Below are 17,143 nucleotides of genomic sequence, written 5' to 3'. Positions count from 1 at the left end.
GTGCCCGCGGTCCGCACGCCGTCGACGATCTCGACCGTCCCGCCCGCCTCGGTCGTCACGCGCAGCCGCGTACCGGGCGGCAGCCCCTCGCCCAGCCCGGCCAGGGCCGCCMCCGTTCCCGACTCTCCCGGAGTGTGAAGTGACCCTGGCCCGTCTCGCCGCCCTTCATGGCGTCGCCACCACGTACGCGCCCTCCGAGGGCGTCACCGTCCCGGTGGCCGACGCCACGGTCGTGGCCGTGCTCGCCGCCCTGGACGTGGACGCCGGGACGCCCGAGGCCCTCGACGCGGCGCTCGATGCGGCCCACCGGGCCGAGCGGGACCGCCTGCTGCCGCCGACCCTCGTCCGGTGGCAGGACGGCCGGGACGGCCCGGGGGCGGCCCTGGCCGGGCTGGGCGAGGGGCTGCCGCCCGGTACGCGGCTGCGCGTGACGACCGAGGCGGGCGGGACGGTCGAGATCGTCGACGGCGTGCGGACCGCGGGCACCGCGGACGGGACGGACGGTGCCGTGGGCGAAGGCCCGGGCGGCTCCGGGGTCCCGGACGTCGACCGGCTCCCGCTCGGGGTCCACCGGGTGGACGCGCTCACCCCCGACGGCCGCGCCGGGGCGGGCACCCTGATCGTCGCCCCCGCGCGCGTACCCCGGCCCGAACGGCGCGCGTACGGGCTGCTCGTCCAGCTCTACTCCGTCCTGTCCGCGCGGTCCTGGGGCATGGGCGACCTCGGCGACCTGCGTGAACTCGCGGCCTGGGCGGGCCGTACACACGGCGCCGGCTTCGTCCAGGTCAACCCGCTGCACGCGGCCGTGCCCGGAGCGCCCACCGATCCCTCGCCGTACCGCCCCTCGTCCCGTCGCTTCCCCGACCCGGTCCATCTGCGGATCGAGGACGTCCCCGAGTACGGCTACGTGGGCCCGGAGCACCGCGAGGCCCTGGAGGCCGTCCTCGCCGACGCCGCCGAGCTGCGCGAACGGGTGCTGCGCAAGGGGGCGTTGATCGACAGGGACGCGGTGTGGGAGGTCAAGCGGCGGGCCCTGGAGCTCGTCAGGACCGTCGAACCCGGGCCCGGCAGACAGGCCGACTACCGCGACTTCCTCGCCGAACGCGGCCGCGCCCTGGAGGACCACGCCACCTACTGCGCCCTCGCCGAGCGGCACGGCCACCACTGGCGCGCCTGGCCGGAGGAGCTGCGCGACCCGCGCTCCGCGGCCCCGCTCGTGGCGGCCGACGCCGAGCTGTCCGCCCGGGTCGACTTCCACTGCTGGCTGGCCTGGCTGACGGACCGGCAGCTCGCCGCCGCCGGGGCGACCGCCCGCGAGGCGGGGATGGCCGTGGGGGTCGTCCACGACCTCGCGGTCGGCGTCCACCCGGACGGCTCGGACGCCTGGGCCCAGCAGGACGCCTTCGCCGCGGGCATGTCGGTCGGCGCGCCGCCCGACGCCTTCAACTCCCGCGGACAGGACTGGGGCCTGCCGCCGTGGCGCCCCGACGCCCTCGCCGCTTCCGGCTACGCGCCCTTCCGAGGCCTGCTCCGGGAGCTGCTGCGGCACGCGGGCGCCCTGCGCATCGACCACGTGATGGGGCTGTTCCGGCTGTGGTGGGTCCCGGCGGGCGGCGAGCCCACCGAGGGCACCTACGTCCGCTACGACGCCGAGGCCATGCTCGCCGTCCTCGCCCTGGAGGCCCACCGGGCCGGCGCCGTCGTCATCGGCGAGGACCTCGGCACCGTCGAGCCCGGCGTGCGCGAGGCGCTGTCACGGCGGGGGGTGCTGGGCACCTCCGTGCTGTGGTTCGAGCGGGACTGGTCGGGCTCCCGGCAGCCGCTGCCCCCGGAGGCGTGGCGCACCGACTGCGTGGCGACCGCCACCACGCACGATCTGCCGTCCACGGCCGCCCGGCTCTCCGGCGACCACGTCTCCCTGCGGCACCGGCTCGGGCTGCTGTCCGGGGACCTGGCGCGCGAGCGGGCGGAGGACGCCGCCGAGACCGGCGAGTGGCTCGGTGTCCTCGAGCGGCTGGGGCTGCTGCCGGAGGGGCCGGGCGACGAGGAGGCGGAGATCAGGGCCGTCCACCGGTTCCTGCTCCGCACCCCGGCCCGCATGGTCGGGGTGTGGCTGCCGGACACGGTGGGGGACCGCCGGCCGCAGAACCTGCCGGGCACCTGGGACGAGTACCCCAACTGGCGGCTGCCAGTCGCCGGACCGGAGGGCCAGCCGCTGACCCTGGAGGCCCTCGCCGCCTCGCCGCGGGCGCACCGCCTGCTGGCCCTGTTCGACCTCTTCGGGACGCATACGGCACCCCCGGGCGCGCGGCCCGTTTAGGTGTTCGCTACGTTTGCACCGTGGACAAGAAGAACGCCCTGCGCGCCGGTGCTGTCGCGGCCGGTACGACGCTGATGATGCTGCTCATGTCGTCCCCGGCGCTCGCGCTGACCCGCGACGACGGTGACGACCCGGCCCCCAAGCTGAGTGTCGTCGAGACCCTCGGCCTGTTCGTCTTCACCCCGATCGTGCTGTTCCTGGTGATCTGCGGTCTGGTGATGGTGCTCGACAAGTCCAAGAAGGCCTGAGACACCGGCCTCTGTCGCATCCTGACGAGGGCGCCGCACGGTACGTGAGTACCGTGCGGCGCCCTCGCGTGCGTTCCGCGGCCCCGGAGGCCGCCTCGCCGGCCGGGCCGGTCCCGCGGCGCCCGGCACCGCGCGTGCCCGGCCCGGGACGACCGGCGCGCCGCCGCCTCAGGCCGTCGTCGCCAGCAGCTTGCGCAGCAGCCCGGCCAGCTGCTCCTGCTCGGCGGCGTCGAGCGCGGACCCCAGCGCCGCCCGCTGCTCTTCGAGGCCGGCCGCCACGGCTCGGTCCACCAGCTCCCGCCCGCGCTCGCTCAACGTCACCTTCAGCCCCCGCCGGTCGTTCGGATCGGGGCTGCGCCGGAGCAGTCCGGCCTTCTCCAGCTTGTCCAGGCGGCCCGTCATCCCGCCGGTGGTGATCATCAGCGTGGCCGTGAGCTCGCGCGGCGACAGCGTGTAGGGCTCACCCGAACGGCGCAGCGTCGCCAGGACGTCGAACTCCCCGAGTGCCATCCCGTAGGGCGCGTACGCCTTGTCCACCCGGCCGCGCATGGCGTTCGCGAGCCGGTAGATCCGCCCGAAGACGGCCATCGGGACCGTGTCCAGGTCGGGGCGGACGGCGGCCCACTGGTCGGTGATGGCGTCGACGGCGTCGTGGGCGGGGCCGGGCCCGGGGGTGTTCGTCTCCATGTCCGAAGTCTCCAGTCCGGTCGACTCGATGGCAAGAAAGTCACTTGCTAATAAGTAGCTTAGAGCTAAGCTACTTATCGCCAAGCCATTCGGCCCGCACCGTCCGACCGGGGGGAACCTGCCATGTCCCGCAAGGCCGCCGTGATCGCCCTGACCGCGCTCGCCCCGATCTCCTGGGGCTCCACCTACGCCGTCACCACCGAGTTCCTGCCGCCCGACCGGCCGCTCTTCACCGGCCTCATGCGCGCCCTGCCGGCCGGGCTCCTGCTCCTCGCGCTGACCCGCAAGCTCCCCCGGGGTGCCTGGTGGGGGAAGGCGGCGCTCCTCGGCGTGCTCAACATCGGCGCCTTCTTCCCGCTGCTGTTCCTCGCCGCCTACCGGCTGCCCGGGGGCGTCGCCGCCGTGGTCGGTTCGGTGGGCCCGCTCTTCGTGGTCGGCCTGGCGGCCCTGTTCCTGGGGGACCGGCCCACGGTCCGCACCCTGCTCACGGCGATCGCCGCCGCCTTCGGTGTCAGCCTGGTCGTCCTGAGGGCGGGGGCCGCGCCGGACCTGGTGGGCGTGGTCGCCGGACTCCTCTCCGCGCTGTCGATGTCGGCCGGCACGGTCCTCACCAAGCGCTGGGGCCGTCCCGAGGGGGTGGGCGCGCTGGCGCTGACGGGCTGGCAGCTCACCGCCGGCGGCCTCGTCCTGCTGCCCGTCGCCCTCCTGCTCGAAGGCCCTCCGCCGGCGCTGAACCCCACCCACCTGCTCGGCTACGCCTACCTGGCCCTCGGCAACACCGCGGTCTCGTACTTCCTCTGGTTCCGCGGCATCGAGCGCCTGAGCGCCTCCTCGGTCACCCTCCTCGGCCCCCTGTCGCCGGTCACCGCGGCCGTCATCGGCTGGGCGGCGCTCGGTCAGGCGCTCGGTCCGGTGCAGCTCGTGGGCATGGCGGTCGCCTTCGGGGCCACGCTCGCCGGCCAGTGGACCCCGAAGGCGCCCCGCCGGCCCCGCGTCCGGGAAACGTTCAGCACGGCTGAAGATGATGGTCGGGATGTTTCGATGGACCTGAACGCTCTCGCGGTGCGGCGGTAGCCCTGCGAGCGAGCGCCGGCCGTGTGCGCCCGAGGGCCCGGCACCCGGCACCGCCCGCCCGGTAGGTTGCGCCCCATGACCGAGTGGGACATCAAGAAGCTCCGGATCCTCCGCACCCTCCGCGACCGCGGCACCGTCACCGCGACCGCGGAGGCGCTGCTCATGACCCCCTCGGCCGTCTCCCAGCAGCTCACCAACCTCGCCCGGCAGCTCAAGGTGCCGCTCCTGGAGGCCCAGGGCCGCAGGGTCCGGCTGACCGACGCCGCCCATCTGGTGCTCCGCCACGCCGAGGCGGTCTTCGCCCAGCTGGAACGAGCCGACGCCGAGCTCGCCGGCTACCTCCGCGGCGACGCGGGCCGGGTCCGGGTGGCGGCCTTCTCCACGGCCGTGCCCGCGCTCGTCGTCCCCGCCGTGCAGCAGCTCCGCGGCGCCCACCCCGGGCTCGACGTCCGGGTCCGCGAGGCCGAGGCGGCGGAGGCGTACGAGCTGCTCACGGACGGCGCGGTCGAGCTGGCGCTGTCCCTGGCCGCGCACGCGCCGTCCGTGCGCGACCCCGGGTTCAGCCGTGTGCCGCTGCTCGCCGACCCCCTCGACGTCGCGCTGCCCGCCGCCCATCCGCTGGCCGACGCACCCGGTCTGCGCCTGGCCGACCTGTCCGCCGAGTCCTGGATCTTCGGCGGATCGGGCCCCTGGTCCGAGATCACCACTGCCGCCTGCGAGGCCGCCGGCTTCGTGCCCGAGCAGGCCCACAGCGCCGCCGGCTGGACCGCGATCCTCGCCATGGTCGAGGCCGGCATGGGCGTGGCGCTCGTCCCCCGGATGGTGACCGCCGAGCGGCGCACCGGCGTCGTGATGCGGGTCCTCTCCGCCGACCAGCCCCGCCGCCACGTCGTCGCGGCCGTGCGGCGCGGGGCGGAGGAAGGGCCGGCCGTCGCCCGGGTCCTGGCCGCGCTCCGGCAGGCCGCCGCGGCCCGCGAGACCGTCCGGTAGCCGGCACCGACCGTTCAGTTCCGCTGAAAAGGATCGTCGAAAACATTCGATGGACCCGGGTCGGGCGGGCCGGGCAGAGTCGAGGCATGACCTTCGAGACGAGCCCGGAACAGAATCCGCACGCCAACGACGCCGCCCCCTATGGGCCGAATGGCTTGGCGATAAGTAGCTTAGCTCTAAGCTACTTATTAGCAAGTGACTTTCTTGCCTTCGAGACGAGCCCGGAACAGAATCCGCACGCCAACGACGCCGCCCCCTATGGCGGAGGCGACCCGTACGCCGACTACCGCTCCGGTGACTTCCCCTTCACCGAGCTCGTCGACCTGGCCGACCGCCGGCTCGGCGCCGGAGTGATCGCCGCGAACGACGAGTTCTTCGCCGAGCGCGAGAACCTCCTGGTCCGTGAGCGCGCCGTCTTCGACCCGGAGCGCTTCGGCCACAAGGGCAAGATCATGGACGGCTGGGAGACCCGCCGCCGCCGCGGTACCGACTCCCGGAACGTCTTCCCCGCACCCGAGGACCACGACTGGGCGATCGTCCGCCTCGGCGCCCCGGGCGTCATCCGGGGCGTCGTCGTCGACACGGCCCACTTCCGCGGCAACTACCCGCAGCGGGTGAGCGTCCAGGCCACCGCGGTCGAGGGAACCCCGAGCCCCGGGGAACTGCTCGCCGACGACGTGAAGTGGGAGGAGATCGTCCCGCCCACCCCCGTCCGCGGCCACGCCGCCAACRGTTTCACCGTCTCCTCCGAGCGGCGCTGGACCCACATCCGCCTCTGCCAGCACCCCGACGGCGGCATCGCCCGCCTCCGCGTCCACGGCGAGGTCGTGCCCGACCCCGCGTGGCTGGAGCTGCTCGGCACGATCGACCTGCTCTCCGTGCTCAACGGAGGCGCGTACGAGGACGCTTCGGACCGCTTCTACTCCTCGCCGACCCAGATCATCCTGCCCGGCACCTCCCGCAAGATGGACGACGGCTGGGAGAACCGCCGCCGCCGGGTCCGCGGCACCAACGACTGGGTCCGCTTCCGGCTCGCCGCCCAGGGCGCCGTCCGGGCCGTGGAGATCGACACCGCCTACCTCAAGGGCAACTCGGCGGGCTGGATCGCCCTCCAGGGACGCAACGGCGAGACGGGCGAGTGGTTCGAGATCATCCCGCGGACCCGCCTCCAGCCCGACACCCCGCACCGCTTCGCGCTCGCCGCACAGGCCGTCGTCACCCACGTCCGGCTCGACGCCTTCCCCGACGGCGGCGTCGCCCGGATGCGCCTGCACGGCACCCTCACCGAACAGGGCGTCGCGGCCCTGCGCCGCCGCCACGAGGAGCTCGGCGGCTGACCGGCCTCCGCCCGGCGGGCGGCCGCGCGCCGACGCCCGCCCGGCGACCTCACACGACGAAGGGGCACCTCCACCGGGGAGGTGCCCCTTCGCCGTTCACCGGACGGTCAGGCCGCGGCGGCGTCCGCCGCCTGCGCCTTGAGCGCGCGCTCCACGCCCGCGCGGGACTCGGTCACCATGCGCCGCAGCGCCGGGGCCGGGTCGTTCGCCGCGATCCAGGCGTCCGTCGCGTCCAGGGTCTCCTGCGAGACCTGGAGCGTCGGGTAGAGGCCCACCACGATCTGCTGGATCATCTCGTGGCTGCGGGTCTCCGAGACGCCCTTGATCGACGCGAAGTACTTCGCCGTGTACGGGGCCAGCAGCTCGCGCTGGTCGGTCTGGACGAAGCCGCCGATCACCGCCTCCTGCACCGCGTTCGCGAGCTTGTCGGACTCCACGACCGAGGCCCATGCCTCGGCCTTGGCCGCCTCGGTCGGTCGCGCGGCCCGCGCGGTGGCCGCGTGCCGCTCGCCCGCCGCCGTCCGGTCGCGCTCCAGCTCGGCCGCGATCTCCGTCTCGTCGTAGACGCCGGTCGCCGCCAGCCGCTGGACGAACGCCCAGCGCAGCTCCGTGTCCACGGCGAGGCCCTCGATCGACTCGCGGCCCTCCAGCAGTGCGGACAGCAGGTCCAGCTGCTGCGGGGTGCGGGCGGTGGCCGCGAACGCGCGCGCCCACGCCAGCTGGTGGTCACCGGCCGGCTCGGCCGAGCGCAGGTGCGCCAGCGTCGCGTCCGTCCAGCGGGTCAGCCCCGTCTCGCGCCACTCCGGCGCCGCGTACAGCTCCAGGGCCGCCTTCACCTGGCCCTGGAGGGACTGCACCACGCCGATGTCGGACTCCTTGGCGATGCCGGAGAGCACCAGCTCCAGGTAGTCCCGGGTGGCCAGTTCGCCGTCGCGCGTCATGTCCCAGGCGGAGGCCCAGCACAGCGCCCGCGGCAGCGACTCGGCGAAGTCGCCCAGGTGCGCGGTGACGTTCTTCAGCGACACCTCGTCGAGCCGGACCTTGGCGTACGACAGGTCGTCGTCGTTGAGCAGGACGACCGCCGGGCGGGCCTTGCCCTCCAGCTGTGCGACCGGGGTCGACTCGGCGGCCCGGACGTCCAGCTCGACACGGTCGGTGCGGACCAGCTTGCCGGCCTCGTCGAGGTCGTAGAAGCCGATGGCGATCCGGTGCGGACGCAGGATCGACTCGCCCTTGGCCCCGGCGGGCAGCGCCGGCGCCTCCTGACGCACGGCGAACGAGGTGATGACCCCGTTCGCGTCGGTCTCGATCTCCGGACGCAGGATGTTGATGCCGGCCGTCTCCAGCCACGCCTTCGACCAGGTCCGCAGGTCACGGCCGCTGGTCTTCTCCAGCGCGTCGAGCAGGTCGGACAGCCGCGTGTTCCCGAAGGCGTGCGCCTTGAAGTACGCCTGGACGCCCTTGAAGAACTCGTCCTGGCCGACGTACGCCACCAGTTGCTTGAGGACCGAGGCGCCCTTGGCGTAGGTGATGCCGTCGAAGTTGACCTGCACGTCCTCCAGGTCGTTGATCTCCGCCATGATCGGGTGCGTGGACGGCAGCTGGTCCTGGCGGTAGGCCCAGGTCTTCTCCGCGTTGGCGAAGGTGGTCCAGGCGTTCGGCCAGCGGGTGCCCGGCACCGAGGCCTGGCAGGCGACCGAGGTGAAGGTGGCGAACGACTCGTTCAGCCACAGGTCGTTCCACCACTCCATGGTCACGAGGTCGCCGAACCACATGTGGGCGAGCTCGTGCAGGATCGTCTCGGCCCGGCGCTCGTACGCCGCGTCCGTCACCTTCGAGCGGAAGACGTACTGGTCGCGGATGGTGACCGCGCCCGCGTTCTCCATCGCGCCCGCGTTGAACTCGGGTACGAACAGCTGGTCGTACTTCGCGAAGGGGTAGTCGTAGTCGAACTTCTCCTGGAACCAGTCGAAGCCCTGACGGGTGACGTCGAAGATGTGGTCCGCGTCCAGGAACTCGGCCAGCGACGGACGGCAGTAGATGCCGAGCGGGACGGTCTGCCCGTCCTTCTCGTACGAGGAGTGCACCGAGTGGTACGGGCCGACGATCAGCGCCGTGATGTAGGTCGAGATGCGCGGGGTCGGCTCGAAGCGCCAGACCGTCGCGTCGGGGCCCTCGGGCTGGGGCGTCGGCGAGTTGGAGATCACCGACCAGCCCTGCGGGGCCTTCACGGTGAACCGGAAGGTCGCCTTCAGGTCGGGCTGCTCGAACGCGGCGAACACGCGGCGCGCGTCCGGGACCTCGAACTGGGTGTACAGGTAGGCCTGGTCGTCGACCGGGTCGACGAACCGGTGCAGGCCCTCGCCGGTGTTGGTGTACGCGCAGTCGGCGACGACCCTCAGCTCGTTCGGCCCCTCCTTGAGATGGGCCAGGGCGATCCGCGAGTCACGGAAGACGGCGGCCACGTCGAGCGCGTGACCGTTGAGCACCGCCTCGTGGACGGCCGGGGCGACGAGATCGATGAAGGTCTGCGCACCGGCCTCGGCGGAATTGAAGCGGACGGTGGTGACGGACCGGTAGGTGCCGCCCTCCTGCGCACCCGTGAGGTCGAGGTCGACCTCGTACGCGTCCACGGTCAGCAGCTTCGCCCGCTGCTGCGCCTCTTCACGGGTCAGGTTTGTGCCAGGCACCCGGTCAACTCCTCGGTTTCGTGACGTTTGGGCCATCCTTCCACGGCGTGCGTCAGCGGCGCACGGCACATTTCCAGGGCCCGTCGCCGCTGATCCGCAGCAGGCCGGGACCTGGCACGTGGGCGCTCACCCGGACCTCGCCGATCTCGTTCACCAGCAGGTCCCGGTCCTCCGCGTCGTACTCGGGCTCACGCGGCGGAGTGTGCCGGTGGACCGTGAAGGGGGACGCTCCGTGGTGCAGGAAGTCGAGGACGCCGGGCGGCCCGTCGTAGATCACGAGATCGTGCGCCGTGCCCTCGATGTGGCTGTCGAAGCGGCGGGCGTGGGTGAGGGGGAGCACCCGCAGCGTCCAGGGCGTGTCGGCCTCCACCCGCAGGACCAGCGGCCGGCCGCGGGGGACCGGGGCGACGGTGCGGGCCCTGACGTCGTCCTCGTAGGCCGTCAGCAGGTAGTCCTCGGCCCTGCCGTGCTCGTCGCAGGACTCGATGGTGGTGGAGATCGAGTGGTACGACTCGATCTCCAGGAGCGCCCAGCCGGGCGGCAGGGCGGGGTCGCAGCGCAGGGTCTCCTTGCCGCGGCCCTGGTGGACGGACGGCCGGAAGTCGGTGGCGAAGGGGTCGGCCGGCTCGGGATGCCCGGCGGGCACCCCGTACCCGGGTGCCGGGCCGTACGACGGGAATCCCTGGACCACCGGTGCGGGACGCCCGTACCCCGCCGGGGCGGGCGGCACGTAGCCGGGCCCCGGGATCGGCGGCGGCGGGCTCTCCACCACGATGCCGAAGTACGTCGCCAGGCCCGCGAGCCCCGAGGCGTGGCCCTGGCCCACCGCGCGGAACCGCCAGCCGCCCTGCCGGCGGTGGAACTCACCGAAGACGAACGCCGTCTCCGTCGTCGCGTCCTCGATCGCGAACCAGGCCGTCTGCCCGCCCGCCAGGTCCACGACCCTGATGTCCAGCGACGGGAGCCGGCCGAAGGGGCCGCCGTCCGCCGAGGCCGCGATCACCACCCGCTCCACGCCCGGCTCGACCCGCGCGAGGTCCAGCCACAGCCAGTCGGCCGCCGCGGAACCCGGCGCCCCGGGCGCCGACCTGCCCAGATGCCGCACGGCCCCCGACGGGTGCTCGCCGTGGTTGTAGAAGACGAGGTCGGCGTCCCCGCGCACCCGGCCGCCCGCGTCCAGGAGCAGCGCGGAGACGTCCACGTCGGGCACCCCCGGCCCGGTCCGCCAGGCGACCGCGACCTGGAGCGCCTGCGTGGGAACCGCGACGTCGGCGCCCTTCGGTATCTGGGTCATGGTCGGATCCTGTCACCGGAAGGCCCGGCTTCGAACGCGTTGTCCGAATTCCGCCAGCGGCTGATTCCCCACCCGCGTGAAGCTGGTCCCATGACCGCCTACGCCCCGCGGGCCATCGAGCCCGCCGCACTCGCCGAACTCCGCGTCACCGACGACGCGGGCCGCCCCTGCCGCCCGTTCGCCGACCCGGAGGGCGACGCCCCGCTGCGCTGCTGCCTGCGCCCCTCCCGCACGGGCGAGCGCATCGCCCTCGTCTCGTACGCCCCGCTGCGCCGCTGGGCGGCGCGGACCGGCGCCGAGCCCGGCGCCTACGACGAGCAGGGGCCCGTCTTCCTGCACGCCGAGGAGTGCGAGGGGCCCCGGGAGACCGGCGGCTACCCCTTCGCCCGCCCCGGCGCGCTGCGCGCCCTCCGCCGCTACGGAACCGACGGCCACATCGCCGGTGGCCGCCTCCTGGAGATCCCGGAGACGGCCACCGAAGCCTTCGACGAGGCGCTGGCGGAAGCGTTCGCCGACCCGGAGGTGGCCCTGGTGCACGTCAGGGCCGTCGAGTACGGCTGCTTCCAGTACGAGGTCAGGCGCCCTTGAGCTCCTGCGCCACCAGCTCCGCGATCTGCACCGCGTTCAGCGCGGCGCCCTTGCGGAGGTTGTCGTTGGAGAGGAACAGCGCCAGACCGTGCTCGACGGTCTCGTCGACGCGGATGCGGCCCACGTAGGAGGCGTCCTTGCCGGCCGCCTGCAGCGGGGTCGGGATCTCGGAGAGCTCGACCCCCTCCGCGTCCTTCAGCAGCTCGTAGGCGCGCTCGACGCTGACCGGGCGCTCGAAGCGGGCGTTGACCTGGAGCGAGTGACCGGAGAAGACCGGCACGCGCACGCAGGTGCCGGAGACCTTCAGCTCGGGGATCTCCAGGATCTTGCGGGACTCGTGGCGGAGCTTCTGCTCCTCGTCGGTCTCGAAGCTGCCGTCGTCGACGATCGAGCCGGCGAGCGGGACGACGTTGAAGGCGATCGGGCGCTTGTAGACGCCCGGCTCGGGGAACTCCACGGCCTCGCCGTCGAAGGCGAGCTGGTCCGCGTTCTCGGCCACCGCGCACGCCTGGGTGCGCAGCTCGGCGACGCCGGCCACGCCCGAGCCGGAGACGGCCTGGTAGGTGGTGGCGACGAGCGCGGTCAGGCCGGCCTCCTGGTGGAGCGGCTTGAGGACGGGCATCGCTGCCATCGTGGTGCAGTTCGGGTTGGCGATGATCCCCTTGGGGCGGTCCTTGACCGCGTGCGGGTTGACCTCGGAGACGACCAGCGGGACCTCGGGGTCGCGGCGCCAGGCGGAGGAGTTGTCGATCACGACGGCGCCCTGGGCGGCGACCTTCTCGGCGAGCGCCTTGGAGGTGGCGCCACCGGCGGAGAAGAGCACGATGTCCAGGCCCGTGTAGTCCGCGGTGGCCGCGTCCTCCACCGTGACCCCGTCGACGACCGAGCCGGCGGAACGGGCCGAGGCGAAGAGCCGCAGCTCGTCCACCGGGAAGTTCCGCTCGGCCAGGATCCTGCGCATGACTGTGCCGACCTGACCGGTGGCTCCGACGATTCCGACCTTCACGGGGACTCCTCCGTACGTGCGTGCAGGGTGCTGCCTGTCCATGATGCGTGTGCTCCGGGGCGGCTTGTCCAATCCATTGTCCAAGGGTCGGGACACGGGGCCGGACCCGGACCGGGACGCGCGGAGGGCGGACGCCGGGTTCCGGCGCCCGCCCCCTGTGCTTTCAGCGGTACGGCGTGGGTGCTGCGGGTGTTACGGCGTGACCTTGCCGATCACGACGCTGCCCGAGCCCGCGACCGTGCCGCGCGCGTTCACCAGCTGGACCTCGCCGAAGAACTGCCGGCCCTCGGGCGCGGCACCGGCGACCAGCACCTCGGCGCCGACCGTGGCGCTCGCGCCGTTGGCCAGCGTGACCGTCTTGGCGGGGTCGACCTGCACGCTGCCGAGCGAGGCCGAGTAGTACACGTCCTTGTAGTCGAAGGTCGTGCCACCCTGCGCCTGGACCGAGTACCCGTCGATGACGATGGTGTACGTGCCCGGGGCCGGCTTGACGAGCGAGACGGCCTCCTCCGAGTCGCCGTCCGCCGACTGGCCGACCTGCTTGCCGTCCAGCAGGACGGTCAGGTCGAGGTCGGCGGCCTTGTCGGAGGTGTTGCCGATGGCCACGTCCAGCCGCTCCACACCCTCACCGATGGTGACGGTCTTCGTCTGCTGCTCGTGGTGCTGGATGGTCGGGGTCTCGACCTTGGCCGAGCCCAGCGGGCCGCCCTTCAGCTTGCCGTCGATGGCGGCGAACTTGTTGGTGACCTTCCACTCGACGGCGGCCGGCGTACCGACCTTCGCCTCGGCGACCGTCTGGACGGCCGGGTCGAAGTCGGCGCCGAGCACCTGGACGTTCAGCTTGTACGGGTTGTCCAGGTCGGGCGAGGTGCGGCGCGCCTCGACCTCGATCTCCCAGACGCCCGGCGTCGGGTTGGCGTACGAACGCAGGTCCGGACGGCAGGTGTTGGCCGGGTTGTAGTGCGGGTAGCACACGTTGGACGCGGTGGACTCGATGGCCACGCCGTACGGGTGGATCGCGATGAACCGGGTCTGGCTCTGCGCCTTCAGGCCGCCGAGGGCGACCTCGAGGGTCTTGGCGCCCTCCGGCACGTTCACGAAGTACGACTTGTGGCTGTTGCGCTGGACCGAGCCGGTGCCGGTGAAGCCGAAGCCCGGGGCGGCGAGGTCGCTCGCGACGACGACGGTCGACAGGATCTGCTTGTCGACGCCCTCGGTGCGCTCGTCGTCGGCCTCCAGGATCACGCTGTGCACGCCAGCCGTGGTGGGCCGGGCCTGGATCCGGACGGTGACCGGCTTGTTCAGCGGCAGGTCGATCTCGTCGTCGCCCAGGATCCGGAAGGTCCCGTCGTTGTACTTGAGGTCCAGCTCGTGCTCGATGGTCCGGTTCGGGCCGCTCGTGCGCGTGATGGTGACGTCGTAGACCTTCTTCTGGCCGACCTTGAGGCCGCCCTCGCGGTCGTACACGCCGGTGCCGACGTGCGGCGCCGGGAAGATCACGGTGTCGACCGGGGCCTCGACCTTGTAGTCGTGGGCGGTCGCGCCGTCCTTGATCGCGTCCCAGGCGTCGTTGATGTCGATCAGACCCGAGCCCTGCTCGTGCGCCGCGACGCCGGGGATCCGGTGCGCGGTCGAGGTGAGCGCGGTGCGCAGGGTGAGCGGCGAGAGGGCGATGCCCTTCTGCTTCGCGGCGGAGAGCAGCAGCGCGCTCGCGCCCGCGACCTGCGGCGAGGACATCGAGGTGCCGTTGAGCATCCCGTAGCCCGCGGGCAGCGCGTACCCGGACTCGGGCACGCCGGCGCCGGCCTGCCAGGTCGGGATGGTGTTCACGGCCGAGCCCGGACCGGTGATGGTCGGGGTGAAGCCGCCGTCCTCACGCGGACCGCGCGAGGAGAAGGGGAACATGGCGTAGGACTTCTCCACGGCCGAGCCGTAGTTCGCGGCCCAGGTCGACTGGGAGATGGCCGCGCCGACCGAGAGGACCTTGTCGGCCAGGCCGGGGTCGCCGATCGTGTTGATGCCGGGGCCCGAGTTGCCGGCCGAGATGACCAGCTGGACACCGTGCTCGTCGATCAGGCGGGTGTAGAGGCGGGCGCGGACGTTGTCGCCGTCGTTCTGCGCGGGCAGGCCGCCGATCGACATGTTGACGATGTCGACGCCGCGGTTGACGACGAGGTCCGTCATGCCCTCCATGAGGGCGGTGTTGGTGCAGCCGCCGGTCCACGTGCAGGCGCGCGAGGAGACGATCTTCGCGCCCGGGGCCGCGCCGTTCATCCGGCCGCCGAAGAGGCCCTTGGCGGCGGTGATGCCGGCGACGTGGGTGCCGTGCGAGGACTCGACGACGCCGATGTTGACGAAGTCGGCCTTCTTGCCCACCCAGGTGCCGCCGAGCGGGTCCATCGCGACGTCCTTGCGGATCTCGACGACGAACGGGGTCTTCTCGACGACCTCGGTGGCCGGGTTGTCGGTACCGAAGTAGCCGATCTGGTACCCGTCCTTGTACGGCTTCATCGGCGCGTTGTCCGTGAAGTCGTTGTTCTGGTCGGTGTCCACGCGGACGGTGCCGGCGGCCGCGTCGTACAGCATGCCGAACAGGTCGGACGTGTCGCCGTCGCGGTTGATGTCACCGGCCGGGTCGCCGCCCGCGGTGATCGCCTCGTTGAAGCGGCTGAACTGGTAGCTGCCCTCGGGCGCCTTCCAGCTCTGCGACGCGGCGCTGAAGACCGGGCCCGCGACGGGGGTGATCTGGGCGCGCCAGGTGCCGTCGCTCTCGGTCAGCGGGTCGGTGGCGGTGATCCAGTCGACGATCTTGCGCTCGCCGGTCGTGGTCTTCTGCAGCGCCGGGTGACCGAGGTCGACACCGGAGTCGAGGATGCCGATGGTCACGCCGCGGCCGTCGGCCTTGGGGTGGTCCTCGACGAACTCGACCGCACCGGTCTCGTGCGAGGGGTTGTACGGGTTGCGCGCCGGCGTCTTGGCGCTCGGGGCCGGGTACGTCTTGGAGACGGTCGTGCCCTCGACGGCGCCCGTCGTCCCGGAGTCCGGGGCCGGGTCGTCCAGCTTGATCTCGGCCTGGAGGTCGATCGACTGCACCGAGGACAGCTTGGTGGCCGCCTTGATGGCCGCGTCCGCCTTGGCGGTGGGCAGGGTGGCGCGGACGTAGCCGAGCTTGTCGTCCTGCTTGCCGACCGAGGCGCCCTGGACGGCGTCGAGCTGGCCCGCGACCTGCTCGGTGGCGCCGGGGGCGGTGGCGACGAGGATGGTGACGTTCTTCGCGCCGGTGGCCTCGGCCTCGGAGAGGCGCTGGGCGTCGGTCGCGCCGAGCTTGTCGGCGGCGTCGGCGGACTTGACCGGGGGAGTGGTCGCCGGGTCGTCGGCGGCCAGGACCGGAGCGGCACCTGCCGCGATCAGCGCGGTCACGAGGCCGGCGGCGGCGGCGATGCGCGCCGCGCGTCTGTGACCGGGGGTCGAGCGCCCGGGTATGGGGCTCTGAGATTCGGGGGTGGTCATTTACATCCCTGTTTTGTGAAAGAGAGGGTCCGGATTTCGGTACCGGATGACCGCTCACACTTTCGCAAGTGACAGGGGTTTGTGGAGAGTTGCCGGGTGGCGGGATGTGCCGATGGCGCACATCCGCCACCGTGGGACATACGCCATCGGGAATCAACCGCCCGTAACCGGGGCGTACCGGCCGGGGTGTGAGCCCCGACTAGTTGTCCTTTGTACGGGCATAGTGTCGCGAAGCCTTGGCCCGGTTGCCGCAGACGGCCATCGAGCACCAGCGCCGGGTCCCGTTCCGCGAGGTGTCGAAGAAGTGCAGGATGCAGGCCTCGTGCGCGCAGGACCGGATGCGGTCGGGGGCCGTGCGCAGCAGGTCGAGGTAGTTCCGGGCGGCGCTCCAGCCGGGCCCCCACGCCGCGTCCGGGAACTCCGCCTGCTCGCCCGGCCCCTCGGCGGTCAGTGTGGCGCGGATGCGTCCGTGTCCGAGGACGGCGTCGACCCGGGCGGTGGCGCCGGGGTCGCCGGGGCGGTCGACCAGACCGGCGAGGGCGTCACGGGCCGCGACGGTGTGGCGCAGGGTGGCCGCGTCGGCGGCGAAGCGGTCGTCGAGCCCGTTGGCGCGCAGCCAGACGCCGAGCCCCTCCTCGTCCGTGAGCAGGTCCTGGCGCACGCCCTCCAGCATCCACCGGGTGTTGAGCAGGTCGAGCGCGACGGGCTCGCCGGTGAGCGGCCGCGGGTCGGAAACGGTCATCGTCGACGCCTTCCTCGGTGGACTAACCCCTCAAGATTACGTGACCGGTTGCGCTGGATCGCATCTAACCTCTAAAGTCGTAGTGAGAGGTTAGCTCGTACGGGCTTGCCGTCGACCAGAGGGGAACCGCCATGTCGGCGATCGGCACACTGCGCACCGGCCACATCGGCCTCAATGTGACGGACCTGGAGCGCTCGCTCGGCTTCTACCGGGACGTCCTCGGGTTCGAACCGCTCGCCGAAGGCAAGGAGGAAGGCGGAAGGTTCGCGCTGCTGGGCCAGGAAGGGCAGCTCGTCCTCACCCTCTGGCAGCAGTCGGAGGGCGCGTACGACCCCGGCCGGCCGGGCCTGCACCACCTCGCCTTCGAGGCCGAGTCGATCGAGCAGGTGCGGGCGGCCGAGACCGCGCTCAAGGCGCGCGGCGTCTCCTTCGCCTACGAGGGCGTCGTCGCCCACCGCGAAGGGTCGGACTCGGGCGGCATCTTCTTCCACGACCCGGACGGGATCCGCCTGGAGATCTTCACGCCCTCGGGCGCGGAGGGCGCGCAGGCGCCGTCCGGGGCCGCCCCCACCTGCGGCTTCTTCTAGAGCGCGGCCGGGCGCCCGGAGGCGCCACCCCCGTGACGCCCTCGCCGGTCTGGTCGACCGCCCCGGCGAC

The 17,143-nt window shown here is 72.8% G+C and carries 13 protein-coding genes; 7 read left to right on the top strand and 6 right to left on the bottom strand.

Features of this window, described 5'->3' with window-relative positions; translation table 11 throughout:
- Positions 1 to 139: 139 nt before the first annotated feature.
- The gene (gene malQ, locus EAO71_RS14040; protein ID WP_147978047.1) at positions 140 to 2,320 is read left to right on the top strand and encodes a 4-alpha-glucanotransferase; all 2,181 of its coding nucleotides are present in this window, start codon (positions 140 to 142) and stop codon (positions 2,318 to 2,320) included.
- Positions 2,321 to 2,340: 20 nt separating this feature from the next.
- Positions 2,341 to 2,568, top strand: a complete 228-nt coding sequence (locus tag EAO71_RS14035; RefSeq protein ID WP_147978046.1) for a hypothetical protein — start codon at positions 2,341 to 2,343, stop codon at positions 2,566 to 2,568.
- Between the two features lie 168 nt (positions 2,569 to 2,736).
- Here the strand turns inward: EAO71_RS14035 and EAO71_RS14030 are convergent, their stop codons facing one another.
- The gene (locus tag EAO71_RS14030; RefSeq protein ID WP_147979282.1) at positions 2,737 to 3,255 is read right to left on the bottom strand and encodes a MarR family winged helix-turn-helix transcriptional regulator; all 519 of its coding nucleotides are present in this window, start codon (positions 3,253 to 3,255) and stop codon (positions 2,737 to 2,739) included.
- 123 nt (positions 3,256 to 3,378) lie between these two features.
- Between EAO71_RS14030 and EAO71_RS14025 the strand changes: the two genes are divergently transcribed.
- The 3 genes from EAO71_RS14025 (at position 3,379) to alc (ending at position 6,656) form a co-directional block, all read left to right on the top strand.
- A complete protein-coding gene (locus EAO71_RS14025; RefSeq protein WP_147978045.1) occupies positions 3,379 to 4,329 on the top strand; it encodes an EamA family transporter in 951 nt (316 codons plus the stop codon).
- A gap of 75 nt (positions 4,330 to 4,404) precedes the next feature.
- The gene (locus EAO71_RS14020) at positions 4,405 to 5,319 is read left to right on the top strand and encodes a LysR family transcriptional regulator (RefSeq protein WP_147978044.1); all 915 of its coding nucleotides are present in this window, start codon (positions 4,405 to 4,407) and stop codon (positions 5,317 to 5,319) included.
- Positions 5,320 to 5,405: 86 nt separating this feature from the next.
- Positions 5,406 to 6,656, top strand: a complete 1,251-nt coding sequence (gene alc / locus EAO71_RS14015; RefSeq protein WP_261992128.1) for an allantoicase — start codon at positions 5,406 to 5,408, stop codon at positions 6,654 to 6,656.
- Between the two features lie 107 nt (positions 6,657 to 6,763).
- Here the strand turns inward: alc and pepN are convergent, their stop codons facing one another.
- Both pepN and EAO71_RS14005 read right to left on the bottom strand, forming a co-directional pair.
- Positions 6,764 to 9,346 (bottom strand): aminopeptidase N, encoded by a 2,583-nt coding sequence (gene pepN, locus EAO71_RS14010; RefSeq protein ID WP_147978043.1) that lies wholly within the window; start codon positions 9,344 to 9,346, stop codon positions 6,764 to 6,766.
- A gap of 52 nt (positions 9,347 to 9,398) precedes the next feature.
- Positions 9,399 to 10,640: a TerD family protein gene (locus EAO71_RS14005; protein WP_147978042.1), complete on the bottom strand. Its 1,242-nt coding sequence runs from the start codon at positions 10,638 to 10,640 to the stop codon at positions 9,399 to 9,401.
- A 90-nt stretch (positions 10,641 to 10,730) separates the two neighbouring features.
- Here EAO71_RS14005 and EAO71_RS14000 point away from each other — a divergent pair, with 90 nt between their 5' ends.
- Positions 10,731 to 11,228: a DUF1203 domain-containing protein gene (locus EAO71_RS14000; RefSeq protein WP_147978041.1), complete on the top strand. Its 498-nt coding sequence runs from the start codon at positions 10,731 to 10,733 to the stop codon at positions 11,226 to 11,228.
- Here the strand turns inward: EAO71_RS14000 and EAO71_RS13995 are convergent.
- From EAO71_RS13995 to EAO71_RS13985, 3 genes are all read right to left on the bottom strand, one after another.
- Positions 11,215 to 12,234, bottom strand: coding sequence for an aspartate-semialdehyde dehydrogenase (locus tag EAO71_RS13995; protein ID WP_147978040.1), 1,020 nt, complete (start codon positions 12,232 to 12,234; stop codon positions 11,215 to 11,217). The two genes, EAO71_RS14000 and EAO71_RS13995, sit on opposite strands and share 14 nt — an antisense overlap.
- Positions 12,235 to 12,426: 192 nt before the next feature.
- Positions 12,427 to 15,744, bottom strand: a complete 3,318-nt coding sequence (locus EAO71_RS13990) for a S8 family serine peptidase (RefSeq protein WP_147978039.1) — start codon at positions 15,742 to 15,744, stop codon at positions 12,427 to 12,429.
- Between the two features lie 199 nt (positions 15,745 to 15,943).
- Positions 15,944 to 16,486, bottom strand: coding sequence for a CGNR zinc finger domain-containing protein (locus EAO71_RS13985; RefSeq protein ID WP_147978038.1), 543 nt, complete (start codon positions 16,484 to 16,486; stop codon positions 15,944 to 15,946).
- Positions 16,487 to 16,617: 131 nt separating this feature from the next.
- Here EAO71_RS13985 and EAO71_RS13980 point away from each other — a divergent pair, with 131 nt between their 5' ends.
- The gene (locus tag EAO71_RS13980) at positions 16,618 to 17,073 is read left to right on the top strand and encodes a VOC family protein (RefSeq protein ID WP_147978037.1); all 456 of its coding nucleotides are present in this window, start codon (positions 16,618 to 16,620) and stop codon (positions 17,071 to 17,073) included.
- Positions 17,074 to 17,143: the final 70 nt, after the last annotated feature.

Source organism: Streptomyces sp. MS191, from assembly GCF_008042125.1.
Taxonomy (GTDB): domain Bacteria; phylum Actinomycetota; class Actinomycetes; order Streptomycetales; family Streptomycetaceae; genus Streptomyces.
This window is presented reverse-complemented; position numbering and strand designations above follow the sequence as displayed.